Consider the following 14,882-nt stretch of genomic DNA (forward strand, 5'->3'; position numbering starts at 1 on the left):
CGCGGCGTCAGTCGTCGAGACCGCGTAGCGCCGCTTCGATGGGCGTGTCGCCGCTCAGAACCTCGAACGTCTCGCCGTACGTCTCCTCGATAGTGAGCGTCGCGACGAGCGTCGCGGCGGTGTCCTCGCGCGGAATCGTGGCGTCGTCCCGGTCGAGGGCCGCGCCAACCTTGATGCGCCCGGTCCCCGGGTTGTCGCTGAGCGCGCCCGGACGCACGACCGTGTCCGTCAGGCTGCTCTCCCGGAGGTAGTCGTCGGCCTCGGCCTTCGCGCGCAGGTACTCACGGAGTTCCTCCGGACTCTCCTTCGGCTGGTCCGCGTTCATCGCGGACAGCATCACGAAGCGCTCGGTATCCGTCGCCGCCGCGGCGTCCACGCAGTTCATCGCGCCGTCGCGGTCGACGCCCCGCACGTCCTCGCCGCTCGACCCGGCGGCGAACACGACGGCGTCGCAGTTCGCGAGTGCCGCGTCGAGGCTTCCCCGGTCCGTCACGTCACCGCGGACCGGCTCTCCGCCCCACGCTGTCACGTCCTCGGTGTAGCTCGATTTTCGAACGAGACCGACCGCCTCGTGGTCCGCGTGCTCCGCGAGCAACCGCACGATATGTCGTCCGACCTGTCCGTGTGCGCCGGTGACGAGTACACGCATACCTCGTGGTAGTCAGTCCACCGACAAGTGCCTGCTGTCGACAGCGGAAACCGCGAGAAACGAAAGAGGGAGTGACCGCGTTACGCGCTCGCGTTCGCGGTGGTGTTCGTCGCGCCGTTCTCTGCGAGGAACTGCTGGTACTCGGAGTCGCTGACGACCTTCACGGACCCGAGCATCTGGGAGTGCGCGGCGCCACAGAACTCGGCGCAGTAGAGCACGTACGGCTTCTCGCGCTCCGCGTCGTCGAGGGTGGTCTGCATGACGTTCACGCGCGACGGCATCACGTCCTGCTTCAGGCCGAGGGCGGGCACGTGGACGGCGTGCAGCACGTCCTCGCTGTGCAGGCGGAGGACAACCGTGCGGTCGTCGGGCAACACCATCTGGCTGTTCACCGTGAAGTTTTCGAGGGTCTGCTCCGTGCTGTTCACGGTGACTGTCTCGTTACCGACCGGGTACTCGAACCGCCACCCCCACTGGTAGGCGATGACGTCCACGACGACGGGGTCGTCCTGCGCCATCGTATCGTTCACGGTGTCGCCGGTCGCGGCCAGCCCGCCGGGCGCGGCGAGGCCGCCGTACGCGGCGAGACCGACGAACAGCAGGACGACCGCGGTCGCGGCGGTCCACGTGATTTCGAGCCGACGGTTCTCCTTCGTGGGCTTCGCTTCGTCCGACTTCCGGAACTTCCAGACGGTGTAGAAGAGCGCGGCCTCGACGAGAATCGTAATCGGGAGCGCGGCCGCCATCAGGACGTTGCTCACGCCGTTGATCGCGTCCAGAGAGTTCGAGGAGGCTGCCGCCGCGGGCCCGACCGCGAGTGCGAGGAACCCGAGCCCTGCCACCGCCAGGGACGCAAACCGCTTTCCTCTCATTATACGTCGCTTGTTCGGCAACTGGGTTAATAATACTGCTGTCTTTCGGGTCCTGGGACGCAAGCGGGCAGTACAAGTATGGGGGCACGCAACCCCTAGACGAGAACCGTGTCCCAAACTCCGTCGGACGCGCGCGTCCGGTTCACGCGGCTGCTCGTCGCGGCGACGATGGGCGTGTACGCGCTCGTCGTCGTGGGTGCGACGACGGCAATCACGGACGCCGCACACTCCTGTACGACGTGGCCTGCGTGCGGCGGCCAGTGGCTGCAGGTGTCCTCGCTCGACCTCGCTATCGTCTGGGGGCACCGAGTGACCGCCGTCCTCGTCGCCGTGCTCGTGCTCGCGACGCTCGCGCTGGCGTGGCACAACGACGAACCGCGGCGCGTCCGGGCCGCCGTCGCGGCCGCCGTCCTCCTCTACCCCGTTCAAGTCGGTATCGGCGCGTTCGCCGCCGTCTCGGGCACGCCCGCGACCGTCTCCGCCCTCCACCTCGTCGTCGGCCTCGGCATCTTCGCCGGGCTCGTCCTCGCGCTCGCGTGGACGCTCGAAGCGCAGACCGCCGACCTCCCCTCCCGGGAGTCCGAACCCCGAACGGGCGACCCGAACCCCGACCCCGCACTCACTGTCTCGGGTCCCGTCGCGACCGCGTACGCCTACTTCCGCCTGATGAAACCCAGGCTGATGTGGCTGCTCTGTCTCGTCGCCGGCGCGGGGATGGCGCTCGCCGCCGGTCCCGGACTGAGCGTGGCAACCGTCTCCTGGACGTTCCTCGGCGGCGTGCTGTCCATCGGCGCGAGCGGGACGTTCAACCACGTGCTCGAACGCGACATCGACAAGAAGATGAACCGAACGAGCGACCGCCCGACCGTCACCGACGAGGTGCCCGTTCGGAACGCGGTCGCGTGGGGCGTCTTCCTCGCCGCTGCGTCCGTGTGGGCGTTCCTCCACCTCAACCTCCTCGCCGCCGGACTCGGCGTCACCGCCATCCTCTTCTACAGCGTCGTGTACACGCTCGTCCTCAAGCCGAACACGGTGCAGAACACCGTCATCGGCGGATTCGCGGGCGCGCTCCCCGCGCTCATCGGGTGGGCGGCGGTGACGAACGAACTCGGCGTCCCGGCGCTCGCGCTCGCCGGCGTCATCTTCCTCTGGACGCCCGCGCACTTCTACAACCTCGCGCTCGCCTACAAGGACGACTACGAGCGCGGCGGGTTCCCGATGATGCCCGTCGTCCGCGGCGACGCGCCCACCCGCAAGCACATCGTCTACTATCTCGGCGCGACCCTGATGGCCGCCGCCGTGCTCGCGTGGGTGTCCCGCCTCGGCTTCCTGTTCGCAGCCACCAGCCTGGGCCTCGGCGCGCTCTTCCTCTGGATGGTCGTCCGATTGCACCGCGAACGCGACCGCTCCGCCGCGATGCGCGCCTTTCACGCCTCGAACGCCTACCTCGGCGCAGTGCTGGTCGCCATCGCCGCGGACGCCCTCCTCGTCCTCTAACCGGAATCCTTACCGCCGCATTCGCGTTAGCCTCGCGCATGGAACCGGTCGTCGCCGCGGACGACGTGTCGAAGTCGTACGACGGGACGCGCGCGCTCGCCGGCGTCACCCTCGCCGTGCCCGCGGGCGACGTGTTCGCGCTCATCGGCCCGAACGGCGCGGGGAAGACGACGCTCGTCCGGTGTCTCACCGGCACCGCCACGCCCGACGACGGGTCGGTGTCGCTGCTCGGGGAGTCGCCCCGCGAGTCGGGCCGCGAACGCCTCGGCCTGCTCCCGCAGTCGTTCGACCCGCCGGACCGCCTCACACCCCGCGAACTCGTCGCGTACTACGCCGGCCTCTACGAGGACGCCCGCGACCCCGCGGACGCCCTCCGGGAGGTCGGCGTCGAGCCGGATACCGAAACCTGGTACGGCGACCTCTCCGGGGGCGAGCAGCGCCGCACCGCCGTCGCGTGCGCGCTCGTGAACGACCCCGACGTGTTGTTCGTGGACGAACCGACCACGGGTGTCGACCCCGCCGGCCGCCGCGACCTCTGGCGCGTCTTCGAGGACCTCGCGGACGCCGGCACCACGATTTTCCTGACGACGCACTACATGGCGGAAGCCGAGCGCCTCGCGGACACCGTCGGCCTGCTCGCTGACGGTCGTCTCGTCGCGGAGGGCGACCCCGAGAGCCTCGTCGACGAGTACGGCGGCGAAAGCCGGGTCGTCGTCGAAACCGACGCCGCGAGCGACGCGTTCGCGGACAGCGACTTCGCGCCCCGCGACACCGACACCGGCGTCGTGTTCGAGGGCGTCCCCGCGACCGACATCGGCCGCGTCGTCGACGCCTTCGAGTCCCGCGGCCTCGCGTTCGACGCGGTGGAGTGGCGCGAAACCGACCTCGAAGACGTCTACCTCGCGCTCGCCGACGACACGGACGCAGTGGACGGACGTGCGGCCGACGCGGAGGTGGAGCGATGAGGTCGCTCGCCCGCGTCGCGTCGGAGGCGCGCGCCTCCCTCAAGTCCTTCCTGCGGCGGCGGACGGCGGTGTTCTTCACGTTCTTCTTCCCCGTCCTGCTCATCGTCATCTTCGCCGGGCTGGTGCGCACCGGGGGCGGTGGCACGGGGCTCTTCTCGCAGTCGCCCGGCTACTACGTCCCCGCCTACCTCGCGGTCGTCGTGCTGTTCACGCCGCTCTCCCGGCTGGGAAGTACGGTCGCCCGGCACCGCGAGGGCGCGCGCTTCGAGAAGCTCTCCACGACCCCACTTCGTCCCTGGGAGTGGCTCGCGGCGCACACGCTCGTGAACGTCGCGCTCATCGCCGTCGCCTGCACGGTGCTCGTGGGCGCGCTCGCCGTCACCGGTGCCGACTTCACACTCAGCCCGTGGCTCGTCGCGTTCGTCCCCACGGCCTCGGTGCTGTTCTGCGGGCTCGGCGCGGTGCTCGGCAGTCTCGCGGACTCCCAGGACGGCGCTATCTCCATGTCGAACGGCGTCGCCCTCCCCCTCCTCTTCCTCTCCGATACGTTTGTCAGTCCCGCGGCGCTCCCCGAGTGGTTCGTTCCGCTCCTGAACCTCAGTCCGCTCACGTACTTCGCCAGGGGCGTCCGCGCCGCCACCTACACCGGCGGCAGTCCCGTCCCGGAATTCGCCGTCGTGCTCGCGCTCGCGGCGCTCTCGTTCGCCGTCGGCGTGTACGCGCTCCCGTGGCGCGAGAACTAGGTATCGGAGGGGTTATCCGTCGCACACACCCAGAATACAGTAGACGGCACGGTCCGTCGGTCACCTTTCAGCCCGCCTCGCGGGCCACGCACCGGCTGACCTACCCCGTCTACTCTAACAACTCGCGAGCGACAGCTACCGCGGGACAGCGGAGTAGACGTGGTTCAGCATCCAGTACGTGACGACGCCGAGGAAGAGGCTGAGCGACCACGCCGCCGCGGCGATGCGTCCCACGCGGGGGTGGAGGGTGTCGCCGAGTCGGTCGATGGGCTGCGTGAGGCCGAGCACGACCGCGTGCAGGACGACGGGGACGGAGACGGCGGAGAGGACGATGTGAATAGCGAGCATCAAGAGGTACGCGCCGTGCACGACGGTCTCGTAGTTCGCGAGGAACTGGCCCTGCCGGATGACGATCTCCTTCTCGTAGCCGCCGCCGACCTTCCAGAGGTAGAGCACGAGGAACGCCATGATGAGCGTGAACGCGGTGAGCATCGCGGCGCGGTGCTGGCGGAGGCGGCGCTGTTTCACGAGGTAGACGCCGAGGAGGAGCGCGCTCAGCGCGAGCGTGTTGATGCCGGCGATGAGGTGACTGAACAGGTCGACCGTTCCCTTCCCGATTTTGGGGACGGGGAGGACGCCGCCGAACGCCCCGAACACGAGCGCGTACCCCAGAATCGAGAGGGCGATGGTGAGCGTGCGCGGGTTCTCCCGGGCCCAGTCGCGGAAGCCTGCCATACGTGGGTGTTCAGGGGGTGGCGTCTACGGTGTTTCGCTTTCCCGACCACAACTATGGTTTCCCAAGTACAATTAAGGTGTAATAGGGTTCCGTTAGAGTGAAACCCGCTTCCAGCGAGTGTCGGGACATGAGCGAGAGTTCGGAACGCAAAATCCGCTGTCTCGTCGCGAAAGTCGGGCTCGACGGGCACGACCGCGGCGCGCACGTCATCGCGCGCGCCTTCCGCGACGCCGGGTTCGAGGTCATCTACTCCGGCCTCCACCAGGCACCCGAGGACATCGTGCAGGCGGCAGTCCAGGAGGACGTGGACGTCATCGGCATCAGCATCCTCTCCGGCGCGCACAACACGCTCGTTCCGAAAGTCATCGAGGGCTTAGAGGAGTACGGCGCGTTCGAGGACACGCTCGTCCTCGTCGGCGGCATCATCCCCGACGAGGACCGCGCCGACCTCGAAGACGCCGGCGTCGACGCCATCTTCGGCCCCGGCACGCCGATGGAAGAGACGATCGAGTTCATCCGCGACCACGCGCCCGAACGCTAGATGGCTCCCCCTGAACTGGTCGCGGACCTCCTCGACGGGAAGCACCGTGCGCTCGCTCGCGCCATCACCAAGATAGAGAACCGCAGCGAAGGCTACCGCGACATCGTCGCCGCGCTCCACGAGCACACCGGTCACGCGGACGTCATCGGCATCACCGGCAGCCCCGGCGCCGGGAAATCCACGCTCGTCGACAAACTCGCGGCCGAGTACCGCGACCGCGGCCTCACCGTCGGCATCATCGCCGTCGACCCGTCCAGTCCGTTCTCGGGCGGAGCCGTGCTCGGCGACCGCATCCGGATGGGGTCGAACGTCGGCGACATGGACGTGTTCTTCCGGTCGATGAGCGCGCGCGGCACCCTCGGCGGCCTCTCCACCGCCACGTCGGACGCCGTGAAGGCGCTCGACGCGTTCGGAAAGGACAAAATCCTCATCGAGACCGTTGGCGCCGGCCAGAACGAGGTCGACATCGTGAAGACCGCGGACACGGTCGCCGTGCTCGTCCCGCCGAGCAGCGGCGACGACGTGCAGATGCTCAAGGCCGGCATCCTCGAAATCGGGGACGTGTTCGTCGTGAACAAGGCCGACCTCGCCGGGAGCGATAAAACAGTCCAGGAGCTCCGCGGGATGCTGGAGATGCGCGACCGCGAGGACGGCGACTGGGAGGCCGACATCGTGGAGACGGTCGCGAACACGGGCGAGGGCGTCGACGAACTCCTCTCCGTGTTCGACGCGCACGCCGACTGGCTGGACGAAACAGGAAAACGCGACGAACTGGAGCGAAAGCGCACCGCCGAGGAGATTCGCACGCTCCTGCGGAACGACGCTGGCGCGCTCGTCGAGGCGGAAGTCGAGCGCCGCGGCGGCATCGACGACCTCGTCGAGCGCGTCGTCGAGCGGGAGACCGACCCGTACTCTGTGGCGGACGACGTGCTCGAACCGTTCCGCGAGGCGCTCCGACACAACGACTAAGCGACTCCCGACCCCCATTTCTCGTATGCGTCTCCGCAGACTCCTCGCCGGTACAGCCGGCGGTATCGCCGGCACGGCGGCTGTGAATCGGCTTCTCACCGCGCGCGCCGGCACCCTCCACCCCGGACTGGACGGCGACCAGCACACGTATCGCTGGCGCGGGTTCGATATCGCGTACACCGAACGCGGCGACCCGAACGACCCCGACGTGCTCCTCCTCCACGGGATTCACGGGGCCGCGAGCACCCACGAATTCCGCGGCATCGCGGACCGACTCGCCGAGGAGTACCACGTTCTCGCGCCCGACCTCCCTGGGTTCGGGCGGAGCGACCGTCCCGCCGTCGCGTACACGACCGACCTCTACGAGTCGTTCGTCCGCGACTTCGCGCGCGACCGCACCGAGAACGCCGTCTGTCTCGCGTCCTCGCTCTCCGGCGCGCACGCCGCCATCGCCGCGGACAGCGTCGACTTCTCCCGGCTCGTCCTCGTCTGCCCGGCTGCCGACACCACCGTCGAGCGTCCCTGGCTCCGCGGGCTCTTCCGCGCGCCCGTCGTCGGCACCGGCCTGTTCAACCTCCTCGTCTCCAAGCCGAGCCTGGAGTACTTCGACCAGCGCGACGCCTACTACCACCCGCAGAACGTCGATTCGGACACCGTGGACTACCAGTGGCGGACGAGCCACCAGGAGAACGCGCGGTTCGCGCCCGCGTCGTTCGTCGGCGGCTACCTCGACCCCGTCGTCGATTTGGGGAGTCAACTCGTCGACCTCGACGCGCCCGTCACGCTCGTCTGGGGTCGGGAAGCCGAACTCACCACGCTCACCGAGGGCCGACGGCTCGCAGAAGAAGGCGATACGCGCCTCGTCGTCGTGAACGAGGCGCGACTCACGCCGCACGCGGAACACCCCGACGTGTTCCTCTCCGCGCTCTCGCGCGAACTACCGCGGCTCGAAGACGACTGACCGCGACTCGTCCGCGCCGCCGACCGACACAGCCACCGTGTCGCCGATTTCCACCGCGTCCTCGTCCGCGAGCACGCGGCCCGTCAACCGCACCCGCCCGAAGTCCGCGACCGCCGTCACGTACGGCGCTTCGTCCGCGAACGCCGGCGTCGGCACGTGCACCACCGTGTAGGAGTCGATACTCCCGGTGTCGGGGAGCGCGGTCTCGGTGAGGTCGCGGTCGCCGCAGTGCGGGCAGACCACGCGCGGCGGCAGGCTCCCGTGGCCGTTCTCGCATTCGAGGTAGTAGCCGTCGCCCGATTCCAGCGCGTCGAGGAACTCGTCGTGTCCGTCGTTCATTCTCTGACCTCCAACACGTGAACAGTCGCCGATGCGACCGTGCCGCCCGCGTTGTGCGCGACGCCCACGCGGGCGTCGGAGACGTGCTCGCTGTTGTGGTGGTCGCCGCGGAGAATACTGGTGAGCTCCGCGAGCTGGCTGACCCCGGTCGCGCCGACCGGATGGCCTTTCGCCTTCAGACCGCCGGAGAGGTTCACCGGAAGGTCGCCGTCGCGCGTGGTGACGCCGTCCGCGGCCGCCCGGATGCCCTCGCCCGCGTCGAAGAAGCCCATGCCTTCGAGCGCGAGAACCTCGGCGATGGTGAAGCAGTCGTGAACCTCCGCTACGTCCACATCGCCGGTGCTGATGCCGGCGTCCGAGAACGCCTCGTCCGCGGCGTCGCTCGCGGCCGGCGTGCGCGCGAGCGCGTCCCGGTCGTGGAGCGCCATCTTGTCGCCGCCCTGGCCCGTTCCCGTGACGGCGACGCCCGCGTCCAGGTCGTGTTCCTCCGCGTAGGACTCGCTCACGAGCACCGCGGCGCTCGCGCCGTCCGTGATGGGACACGCGTCGTACAGGCCGAGCGGGTCGGCGACCATCGGTGCGTCCAGCGCGTCCTCGACCGTGATTTTGCGCTGGAACTGCGCGTGCTCGTTCCCCACGGCGTTCGCGTGGTTCTTCACCGCGATTTCCGCGAGGTCCTCCCGGCGTCCGCCGTACTCGTCGAAGTACGCGGCCGCCATCAGCGCGTACGCGCCCGGGAACGTCAGGCCCGCGCGCACCTCGTAGAGGTCGTCCGCCGCGATGGCGAGCGCTTCCGTCGTCTCCTCGGTGTCGAGGTTCGTCATGCGTTCCGCGCCGCCGACGACGAGCACGTCCGCCTCGCCGTTCCGCACGTCGCGGACGGCCTGCCGGAGCGCCACGCCGCTGGACGCGCACGCCGACTCGTAGCGCGTCGCCGGCGCGTCCACGCCGATAGCCTCCGCCATCAGCGGCCCCTGGTGGCCCTGATGTTCCGAAATCTCGCCCATGAAGTTCCCGTAGAACACGCCCTCCACGTCCGCGGGGTCGACGCCGGCGTCGTCCAGCGCCGCCAACCCGGCCTCCGCGAAGAGGTCACGACTCGTCCGCGCGGGATGCGACCCGAAGTGAGTGAGTCCCACACCCGCGACCCGGGGGTCTGTCATACACGCCCATACAGATACCGCCTGTAAAAACCGCGCGAAACCGGCGAAGGAACTCGACGATTGACGAAACACGCGTTCGCGGTGGCGGAGTCGAGTATCCGGGGGCTGGCAGTGCGGAACTGACTTGAACCGCGAGCGCCGCCGGCGCTCGCGGTGTTTTTTGGTGCAGATTTTTTGGCTGAGCGGTCGCGCTTCGCGCGACCCGAAGCGAAAAAAGGTGCGTTCACATCCCCATGTCGTCTGCGCGCTCGGGGACGGGGAGGTCGGTGGGGTCGGCGTGGAGGAGTTCGGCGGCGTGGTCGAGCGCCATGTCGAAGCCGTAGTAGCGTTCGAGTTCGTCGCCGTCCGCGGTCGGGCGGACTTTCAGCATCGCGTACCCCTCGATGTTCTGGGCGATGGCGGCGGTGTGCCCGCCCTTCTCGAATTCGAGGACGCGCTCGGTCTCCGTCTCGAAGTAGCGAGCCGTGACGCCGTCGGCCTCCGCGGTCTCCTCGGTCATCGCCGGACCTTCGGACGGCGCGGCCAAAAACGGGCCGGGTTCGCGGCCTCGCCGGTTCGCCCGGACTTATTGTCGCTCGCGTCGAAGCCACGGGCGACGGATGGCGATTCCACACTGGACGTGGCCGGACGGCGACGCGGACGGCGACACCGACTTCGCGGCCGCCAGTAAGGCCTTCGACGCGCTCTCGGACCCGACGCGCGCCGCGGTTCTCGGCGCGCTCGCCGACGCCGACGGCCCGCTCGCGTACTCCGAGTTGCGGGACGCCGCCGGCGTTGAGGACAACGGCCGCCTGAACTACCACCTCCGCCGCCTCGACGACTGCCTCGCGGATGGCGACGACGGTTACGCGCTCACCGACCGCGGCGAGACGCTCGTCGCCGCGCTCGACGCCGCCACCCGATAGGGGAACGCGCGTTCTCCGAACCCTTACGTCGGTGCCGGCCCTGTCACCGTAGCGATGCCAGACCGGGTGAGCGAGCGCCGTGGCTGACGCCGACGCGACCGCCGAACCGACGCCGACGAGTGACGCCCAGCGCCAGCAGTCCCTGTCGTTCTCGCTCGCGGGCGTCCGAGAGGGGTTCGTCGCCGGCCTCCCCGTGGCCGTCGGCGTCGCGGGCTACGGCGTCGTGTTCGGCGTGCTCGCGGCGCGCGCCGGCCTCAGCGTCGCCGAGGCCGCGCTGATGAGCGCCACCGTGCTCGCGGGCGCCGCGCAACTGCTCGCCGTCGAACTGTGGCGCGACCCCGTCCCGGTCGCCGCCGTCCTCACCACCACCGCCGTCGTGAACCTCCGGTACGTCCTGATGGGCGCCGCGCTCCGCCCGTGGTTCCGCGACCTCTCGCCCGTCGAAGCCTACGGCAGCGCCTTCTTCACCGCCGACGAGAACTGGGCGCTCACGGTCGCCGAACTCCGGGACGGGAGCACGCGGGGCGCGTTCCTCCTCGGGAGCGGCCTCGCCATCTGGGTGCTCTGGGTCGCCGCTACCGTCGTCGGCGCGACGGCCGGCGACCTCGTCGGCGACCCGGCGCGCTGGGGCCTCGACTTCGTCGTCACCGCCGTCTTCCTCACGCTCGCCGCGGGGCTCTGGGAGGGCGAGGCGTCGCTCCGGCCGTGGCTCGCCGCCGCCGGGGTCGCGATCGCCGCGTCCGCCGTCCTCCCCGGCAAGTGGTACGTCGTCGGCGGCGCGCTCGCCGGCGCCCTCGTCGAGGTGGTGACCCACGATGCCTGACGCGCTCGCGCTCGACCCCCTGACGGTCACCGTCGTCCTCGGGATGGCGGCCGTCACGTACGCCACGAAAGCGAGTGGGCTCTGGCTCGTCGGGCGCTTCGACCTCTCGGAGCGCGCTGAAGCGGGCGTCGACGCGCTCCCCGGCGCCGTCGTCGTCGCGTACGTCGCCCCCGCGCTCGCCCGCGGTGGCCCGCCCGAGTGGCTCGCGGGCGCCGCCACGCTCGCCGTCGCCCGGAAATCCGGGAACCTGTTGCTGTCGCTCGCCGTCGGCGTCGGCACCGTACTCGCACTCAGAAACGCGCTGTAGTCCGGGAGCCGAGCGCACTCGCCCCGCGGAGAGTCCACCAGGGACCGGCGAATCCCCGAGCGCGCTACTCCAGTAGCTGCCGCGCGATGGTGTTCCGGAGGATTTCGCTCGTGCCCTCGTAGATTTCGTTGAGTTTGGCGTCGCGGTAGTAGCGCTCCACGTCGAAGTCCTTGGTGTAGCCGTAGCCGCCGTGAATCTGGATGGCTTCGTTCGCGACTTCCCGCGAGATTTCGCTCGCGTAGAGCTTCGCCTGCGCGGCGTCCTTGATGTAGTCCTCGCCCCGGATTTTCTTGTCCGCGGCCTTGTGCATGAGCATCCGGGCGGACTCGACTTTCGTGTCCATGTCCGCGAGCTTGTGCTGGATGGCCTGGAACTCGCTGATGGGCTGGTCGAACTGCTCGCGGTCCTGCGCGTACGCGAGCGAGTCTTCGAGGGCGGCGCGCGCGATGCCGATGGAGCGCGCGGCGATGGTGATGCGGCCGCCGTTCAGGGTTTCGAGGGCGTGCCGGAAGCCGTCCCCTTCCTCGCCGAGCAGGCGGTTCTCGGGGAGGCGCATCTCGTCGAACCGGAGTTCGGCGGTCGGACAGCCCTTATCGCCGAGTTTGTCCTCCGTGCCTTCGACGAAAAAACCGTCGTCCTCCTCGGGGCGGACGACGAACGTCGAAATCTCCTCCTCGCCGGTCTTCGCGAACAGCGTCACCGTGCCGGCGACCGAGCCGTTCGAAATCCAGAGCTTCCCGCCGTTCACGACGTACTCGTCGCCCTCCTTCTCCGCCGTGGTCTGCATCGCGGGCACGTCGCTTCCCGCGCCGGGCTCGGAGAGCGCGAACGCCCCGAGTTCGTCCCCGCGGTTCATCGCCGGCAGGTATTCTTCGACCTGGTCGTCGTCGCCGTAGTGGTAGACGACGTTCCCCGCGAGGCTCGTGTGCGCCGCGACAATCGTACCGAGACCGCCGCTGCCGCGCGCTATCTCCTCGAGCGCGAGCGCGTAGGAGTGGTAGTCGAGGCCCGCGCCGTCGTACTCCTCGGGGAACGGCATCCCCATCAGGCCGAGGTCGCCCATCTCGGAGATGAGGTCCCACGGCACCTCGTCCGTCTCGTCTATCTCCGCCGCGCGCGGCTTCACTTCCTCGTCCACGAACTCCGCGACCATCTCCCGGATCTGCTGTTGCTCCGCGCTCGGGCTGAAATCCATACGCTAGCGTTCGGGTGTCAATCCTTAGGGGTTCCGTTCGTCGGTCTCGCCCGGTGGCTTTTCGGTTCTGCGGCCCGTCTATGGGGGTAATGCGCGAGCGTGCGAGCGGCCGAACAGCCGAGGTGGCGTGGTGTTTCGACGCAGTCGACGGTGTTTCGAGAACCTTCGCCATCACCGTCGACGTGCTGGAGGAGCCGATGGCGTCCCGAATCTGCGTCGGCTACCTCCTGTGTCGGGTCGCGGACACCGTCGAGGACGCCGGCCACATCCCCGCGAGCGAGAAGGCCGCCGTCCTCCGGACGTACGCGGACACGCTCGACCCCGCGAGCGAAACGACGGTCGCGGAGTTCGCGGACGCGGTCGCACCGTGGGTGCCCGCCGACCGGAACGCCGACTGGGACGTGGTCGCGAACGCCGACCGCGCCGTCGCCGCGTTCGAGGGCTTGCCCGCCGCGGACCGCGAGGCGATGCTGCCGCCCGTCCGCGAACTCGTCGAGGGGATGGCGGAGTTCGTCGCGCGCCACGCCGACACCGGCGGCCTCCGCATCCACTCCGTGGAGGAACTCGAAGAGTACTGCTGGTACGCCGCCGGTACCGTCGGCGACCTCGTGACGAACCTCCTCGTCCGCCACACGTCCCCCGAGCGCGAGCAAGTGCTCCGTGAGAACGCCGAGGACTTCGCGCTCCTCCTTCAGCTCGTGAACGTCGCGAAGGACGTGCGGGACGACTACGAGAGCGAGGACAACGTCTACCTCCCCGCGGAGTGGCTCGCCGAGGCCGGTATCGACCAGAACGCCGTGAACGACCCCGAGAACGAGGCCGAGGTCGCGGACGTCATCGAGCGCCTCGTCGGGCACGCGGACGGCTACACCGACGGCGCGCAGACCTACCTCGAACACCTCCCGCTCAAGTACGGGAACACGCTCGCCGCGTGGGCCATCCCCTACCTGCTCGCCGTCGGCACGATGCGCGAACTCCGCCAGCGCCCTCGGGACGTGCTCCGCACCGGCGACGCGAAGGTCTCGAAAGCGGAAGTGTTCTCGCTCATCCAGCGGTTCAGCGACGGCGTCCGCCGCGACGACCTCGACCGGCTGCGTGACGACATCGCCGACAGTCCCTACACGTACTGAGTCCTACCACCGCAGCAGCGTGAGCGCGACCGCGCCGACCGCCACCGCCGCGCCGACGACCGTTCCTATCGTGTTTCCGCCGCCGTCGAACCGCCATCCGAGCACGAGGTAGGCGTACAGGCCGAACGCGAAACAGGCCGCGGCGACCATCGTGGTGAGGACGGAGGTGCGTCGCATACGCTAGTCTCGTCGAGCGTCCCCGAAAAATCTAGTCGTACTCGTAGAATCCCTTCCCGGTCTTCTTCCCGAGGTCGCCCGCGTCCACTTTTCGCTTGAGGAGGTAGGCGGGCTTGTAGCGGTCGCCGAGTTCGTCGTGGAGGGTCTCCGTCGCGTTCAGACAGACGTCGAGGCCGATGTGGTCGGCGAGTTCGAGCGGGCCCATCGGGACGTTCGTGCCGAGTTTCATGCCCGTGTCGATGTCCTCCTTCGTGGCGACGCCCTCGTCGAGCGCGCGGACGCCCTCGTTTATCCACGGCATCAGGATGCGGTTGGAGACGAACCCGGGTTTGTCGTCGGACTCCCAGGTCTCCTTCTCCAGGGACTCCGCGAACTCGTGGGCCAACGCGGTCACGTCGTCGTCGGTCTTCTCGCCCGCGACGACCTCGACGCCTTTCATCACTGGCACGGGGTTCATGAAGTGCAGGCCGACCACCTGGCTCGGGCGGTCCGTCGCGGCCGCGATGGTGGTGATGGAGAGCGTGCTGGTGTTCGTCGCGAGCACCACGTCCTCGTCCACGGTCGCGTCGAGGTCCGCGAAGATGTCCTGTTTGATATCCATGTTCTCCACCGCGGCCTCCACCACGAAGTCGGCGTCCGCGAGGTCGTCGAGCGCCGTCGTTCCCGTGATGCGCTCCACGATACCGTCGGATTCGTCCTCGGTGAGCTTCTCCTTCTTCACGAACCGCGCGAGGCTGTCCCGAATGGTGTCGAACCCGGACTCCACGAAGTCCTCCTCCACGTCCCGCATCACCACGTCGTAGCCGTGCGTCGCCGCGACCTGCGCGATACCGCTCCCCATCGTTCCCGCGCCGACCACGCCGACGGTCTCTATCTCGTCGAATCCACGCATATCGCGTTCTCGACGCGA

General features: G+C 69.1%; 19 protein-coding genes. 10 read left to right on the forward strand and 9 right to left on the reverse strand.

Annotated elements, in window-relative coordinates; genetic code table 11:
• Positions 1-7: 7 nt before the first annotated feature.
• Both U3A55_RS14645 and coxB read right to left on the reverse strand, forming a co-directional pair.
• Complete coding sequence (locus tag U3A55_RS14645; RefSeq protein WP_330992238.1) at positions 8-649, reverse strand: SDR family oxidoreductase; 642 nt, start codon at positions 647-649, stop codon at positions 8-10.
• An 80-nt stretch (positions 650-729) separates the two neighbouring features.
• Entirely contained in the window at positions 730-1,521 is a 792-nt protein-coding gene (gene coxB, locus U3A55_RS14650) for a cytochrome c oxidase subunit II (RefSeq protein WP_330992239.1), read from the reverse strand.
• A 168-nt stretch (positions 1,522-1,689) separates the two neighbouring features.
• On the opposite strand from coxB, the gene cyoE reads away from it, so the two are divergent.
• The 3 genes from cyoE to U3A55_RS14665 are packed head-to-tail and all read left to right on the forward strand — an operon-like array spanning position 1,690 to position 4,726.
• Positions 1,690-3,018 carry a heme o synthase gene (gene cyoE / locus U3A55_RS14655; RefSeq protein ID WP_330992345.1) on the forward strand — a complete coding sequence of 443 codons (1,329 nt, stop codon included), beginning with the start codon at positions 1,690-1,692 and terminating at the stop codon, positions 3,016-3,018.
• A gap of 38 nt (positions 3,019-3,056) precedes the next feature.
• Positions 3,057-3,983: an ABC transporter ATP-binding protein gene (locus U3A55_RS14660; RefSeq protein WP_330992240.1), complete on the forward strand. Its 927-nt coding sequence runs from the start codon at positions 3,057-3,059 to the stop codon at positions 3,981-3,983.
• Positions 3,980-4,726 carry an ABC transporter permease gene (locus U3A55_RS14665; protein ID WP_330992241.1) on the forward strand — a complete coding sequence of 249 codons (747 nt, stop codon included), beginning with the start codon at positions 3,980-3,982 and terminating at the stop codon, positions 4,724-4,726. The genes U3A55_RS14660 and U3A55_RS14665 overlap by 4 nt, the downstream gene beginning before the upstream one ends.
• A 135-nt stretch (positions 4,727-4,861) precedes the next feature.
• Here the strand turns inward: U3A55_RS14665 and U3A55_RS14670 are convergent, their stop codons facing one another.
• Positions 4,862-5,461 (reverse strand): DUF420 domain-containing protein, encoded by a 600-nt coding sequence (locus U3A55_RS14670; protein WP_330992242.1) that lies wholly within the window; start codon positions 5,459-5,461, stop codon positions 4,862-4,864.
• A gap of 128 nt (positions 5,462-5,589) precedes the next feature.
• On the opposite strand from U3A55_RS14670, the gene U3A55_RS14675 reads away from it, so the two are divergent.
• The 3 genes from U3A55_RS14675 to U3A55_RS14685 are packed head-to-tail and all read left to right on the forward strand — an operon-like array spanning position 5,590 to position 7,933.
• Complete coding sequence (locus U3A55_RS14675; RefSeq protein WP_330992243.1) at positions 5,590-6,003, forward strand: cobalamin B12-binding domain-containing protein; 414 nt, start codon at positions 5,590-5,592, stop codon at positions 6,001-6,003.
• A complete protein-coding gene (gene meaB / locus U3A55_RS14680) occupies positions 6,004-6,972 on the forward strand; it encodes a methylmalonyl Co-A mutase-associated GTPase MeaB (protein ID WP_330992244.1) in 969 nt (322 codons plus the stop codon). It begins immediately after the preceding gene.
• A gap of 25 nt (positions 6,973-6,997) precedes the next feature.
• Positions 6,998-7,933, forward strand: a complete 936-nt coding sequence (locus U3A55_RS14685) for an alpha/beta fold hydrolase (protein WP_330992245.1) — start codon at positions 6,998-7,000, stop codon at positions 7,931-7,933.
• Here the strand turns inward: U3A55_RS14685 and U3A55_RS14690 are convergent.
• The 3 genes from U3A55_RS14690 to U3A55_RS14700 form a co-directional block, all read right to left on the reverse strand.
• A complete protein-coding gene (locus U3A55_RS14690) occupies positions 7,910-8,272 on the reverse strand; it encodes a Zn-ribbon domain-containing OB-fold protein (protein ID WP_330992246.1) in 363 nt (120 codons plus the stop codon). The two genes, U3A55_RS14685 and U3A55_RS14690, sit on opposite strands and share 24 nt — an antisense overlap.
• The gene (locus U3A55_RS14695; protein ID WP_330992247.1) at positions 8,269-9,435 is read right to left on the reverse strand and encodes a thiolase domain-containing protein; all 1,167 of its coding nucleotides are present in this window, start codon (positions 9,433-9,435) and stop codon (positions 8,269-8,271) included. Before U3A55_RS14695 ends, U3A55_RS14690 begins: the two co-directional genes overlap by 4 nt.
• A 223-nt stretch (positions 9,436-9,658) precedes the next feature.
• Positions 9,659-9,934: a DUF7111 family protein gene (locus U3A55_RS14700; protein ID WP_330992248.1), complete on the reverse strand. Its 276-nt coding sequence runs from the start codon at positions 9,932-9,934 to the stop codon at positions 9,659-9,661.
• Positions 9,935-10,034: 100 nt separating this feature from the next.
• Between U3A55_RS14700 and U3A55_RS14705 the strand changes: the two genes are divergently transcribed.
• The 3 genes from U3A55_RS14705 (at position 10,035) to U3A55_RS14715 (ending at position 11,470) form a co-directional block, all read left to right on the forward strand.
• On the forward strand, positions 10,035-10,340 hold the full coding sequence (locus U3A55_RS14705; protein WP_330992249.1) for a winged helix-turn-helix domain-containing protein: 306 nt from the start codon (positions 10,035-10,037) through the stop codon (positions 10,338-10,340).
• Positions 10,341-10,419: 79 nt separating this feature from the next.
• The gene (locus tag U3A55_RS14710) at positions 10,420-11,163 is read left to right on the forward strand and encodes an AzlC family ABC transporter permease (protein ID WP_330992250.1); all 744 of its coding nucleotides are present in this window, start codon (positions 10,420-10,422) and stop codon (positions 11,161-11,163) included.
• Positions 11,156-11,470 (forward strand): AzlD family protein, encoded by a 315-nt coding sequence (locus U3A55_RS14715; protein WP_330992251.1) that lies wholly within the window; start codon positions 11,156-11,158, stop codon positions 11,468-11,470. The genes U3A55_RS14710 and U3A55_RS14715 overlap by 8 nt, the downstream gene beginning before the upstream one ends.
• A gap of 64 nt (positions 11,471-11,534) precedes the next feature.
• Here U3A55_RS14715 and U3A55_RS14720 read toward each other — a convergent pair whose 3' ends face one another.
• Positions 11,535-12,665, reverse strand: coding sequence for an acyl-CoA dehydrogenase family protein (locus U3A55_RS14720; protein WP_330992252.1), 1,131 nt, complete (start codon positions 12,663-12,665; stop codon positions 11,535-11,537).
• An 89-nt stretch (positions 12,666-12,754) separates the two neighbouring features.
• Here U3A55_RS14720 and U3A55_RS14725 point away from each other — a divergent pair, with 89 nt between their 5' ends.
• Positions 12,755-13,795: a phytoene/squalene synthase family protein gene (locus tag U3A55_RS14725; protein ID WP_330992253.1), complete on the forward strand. Its 1,041-nt coding sequence runs from the start codon at positions 12,755-12,757 to the stop codon at positions 13,793-13,795.
• Positions 13,796-13,798: 3 nt separating this feature from the next.
• Here the strand turns inward: U3A55_RS14725 and U3A55_RS14730 are convergent, their stop codons facing one another.
• On the reverse strand, positions 13,799-13,972 hold the full coding sequence (locus tag U3A55_RS14730) for a hypothetical protein (protein ID WP_330992254.1): 174 nt from the start codon (positions 13,970-13,972) through the stop codon (positions 13,799-13,801).
• A gap of 31 nt (positions 13,973-14,003) precedes the next feature.
• Entirely contained in the window at positions 14,004-14,864 is an 861-nt protein-coding gene (locus U3A55_RS14735; RefSeq protein ID WP_330992255.1) for a 3-hydroxyacyl-CoA dehydrogenase family protein, read from the reverse strand.
• Between the last annotated feature and the right edge of the window lie 18 nt (positions 14,865-14,882).

It is taken from the genome of Salarchaeum sp. III (assembly GCF_036418315.1).
Classification (GTDB): domain Archaea; phylum Halobacteriota; class Halobacteria; order Halobacteriales; family Halobacteriaceae; genus Salarchaeum.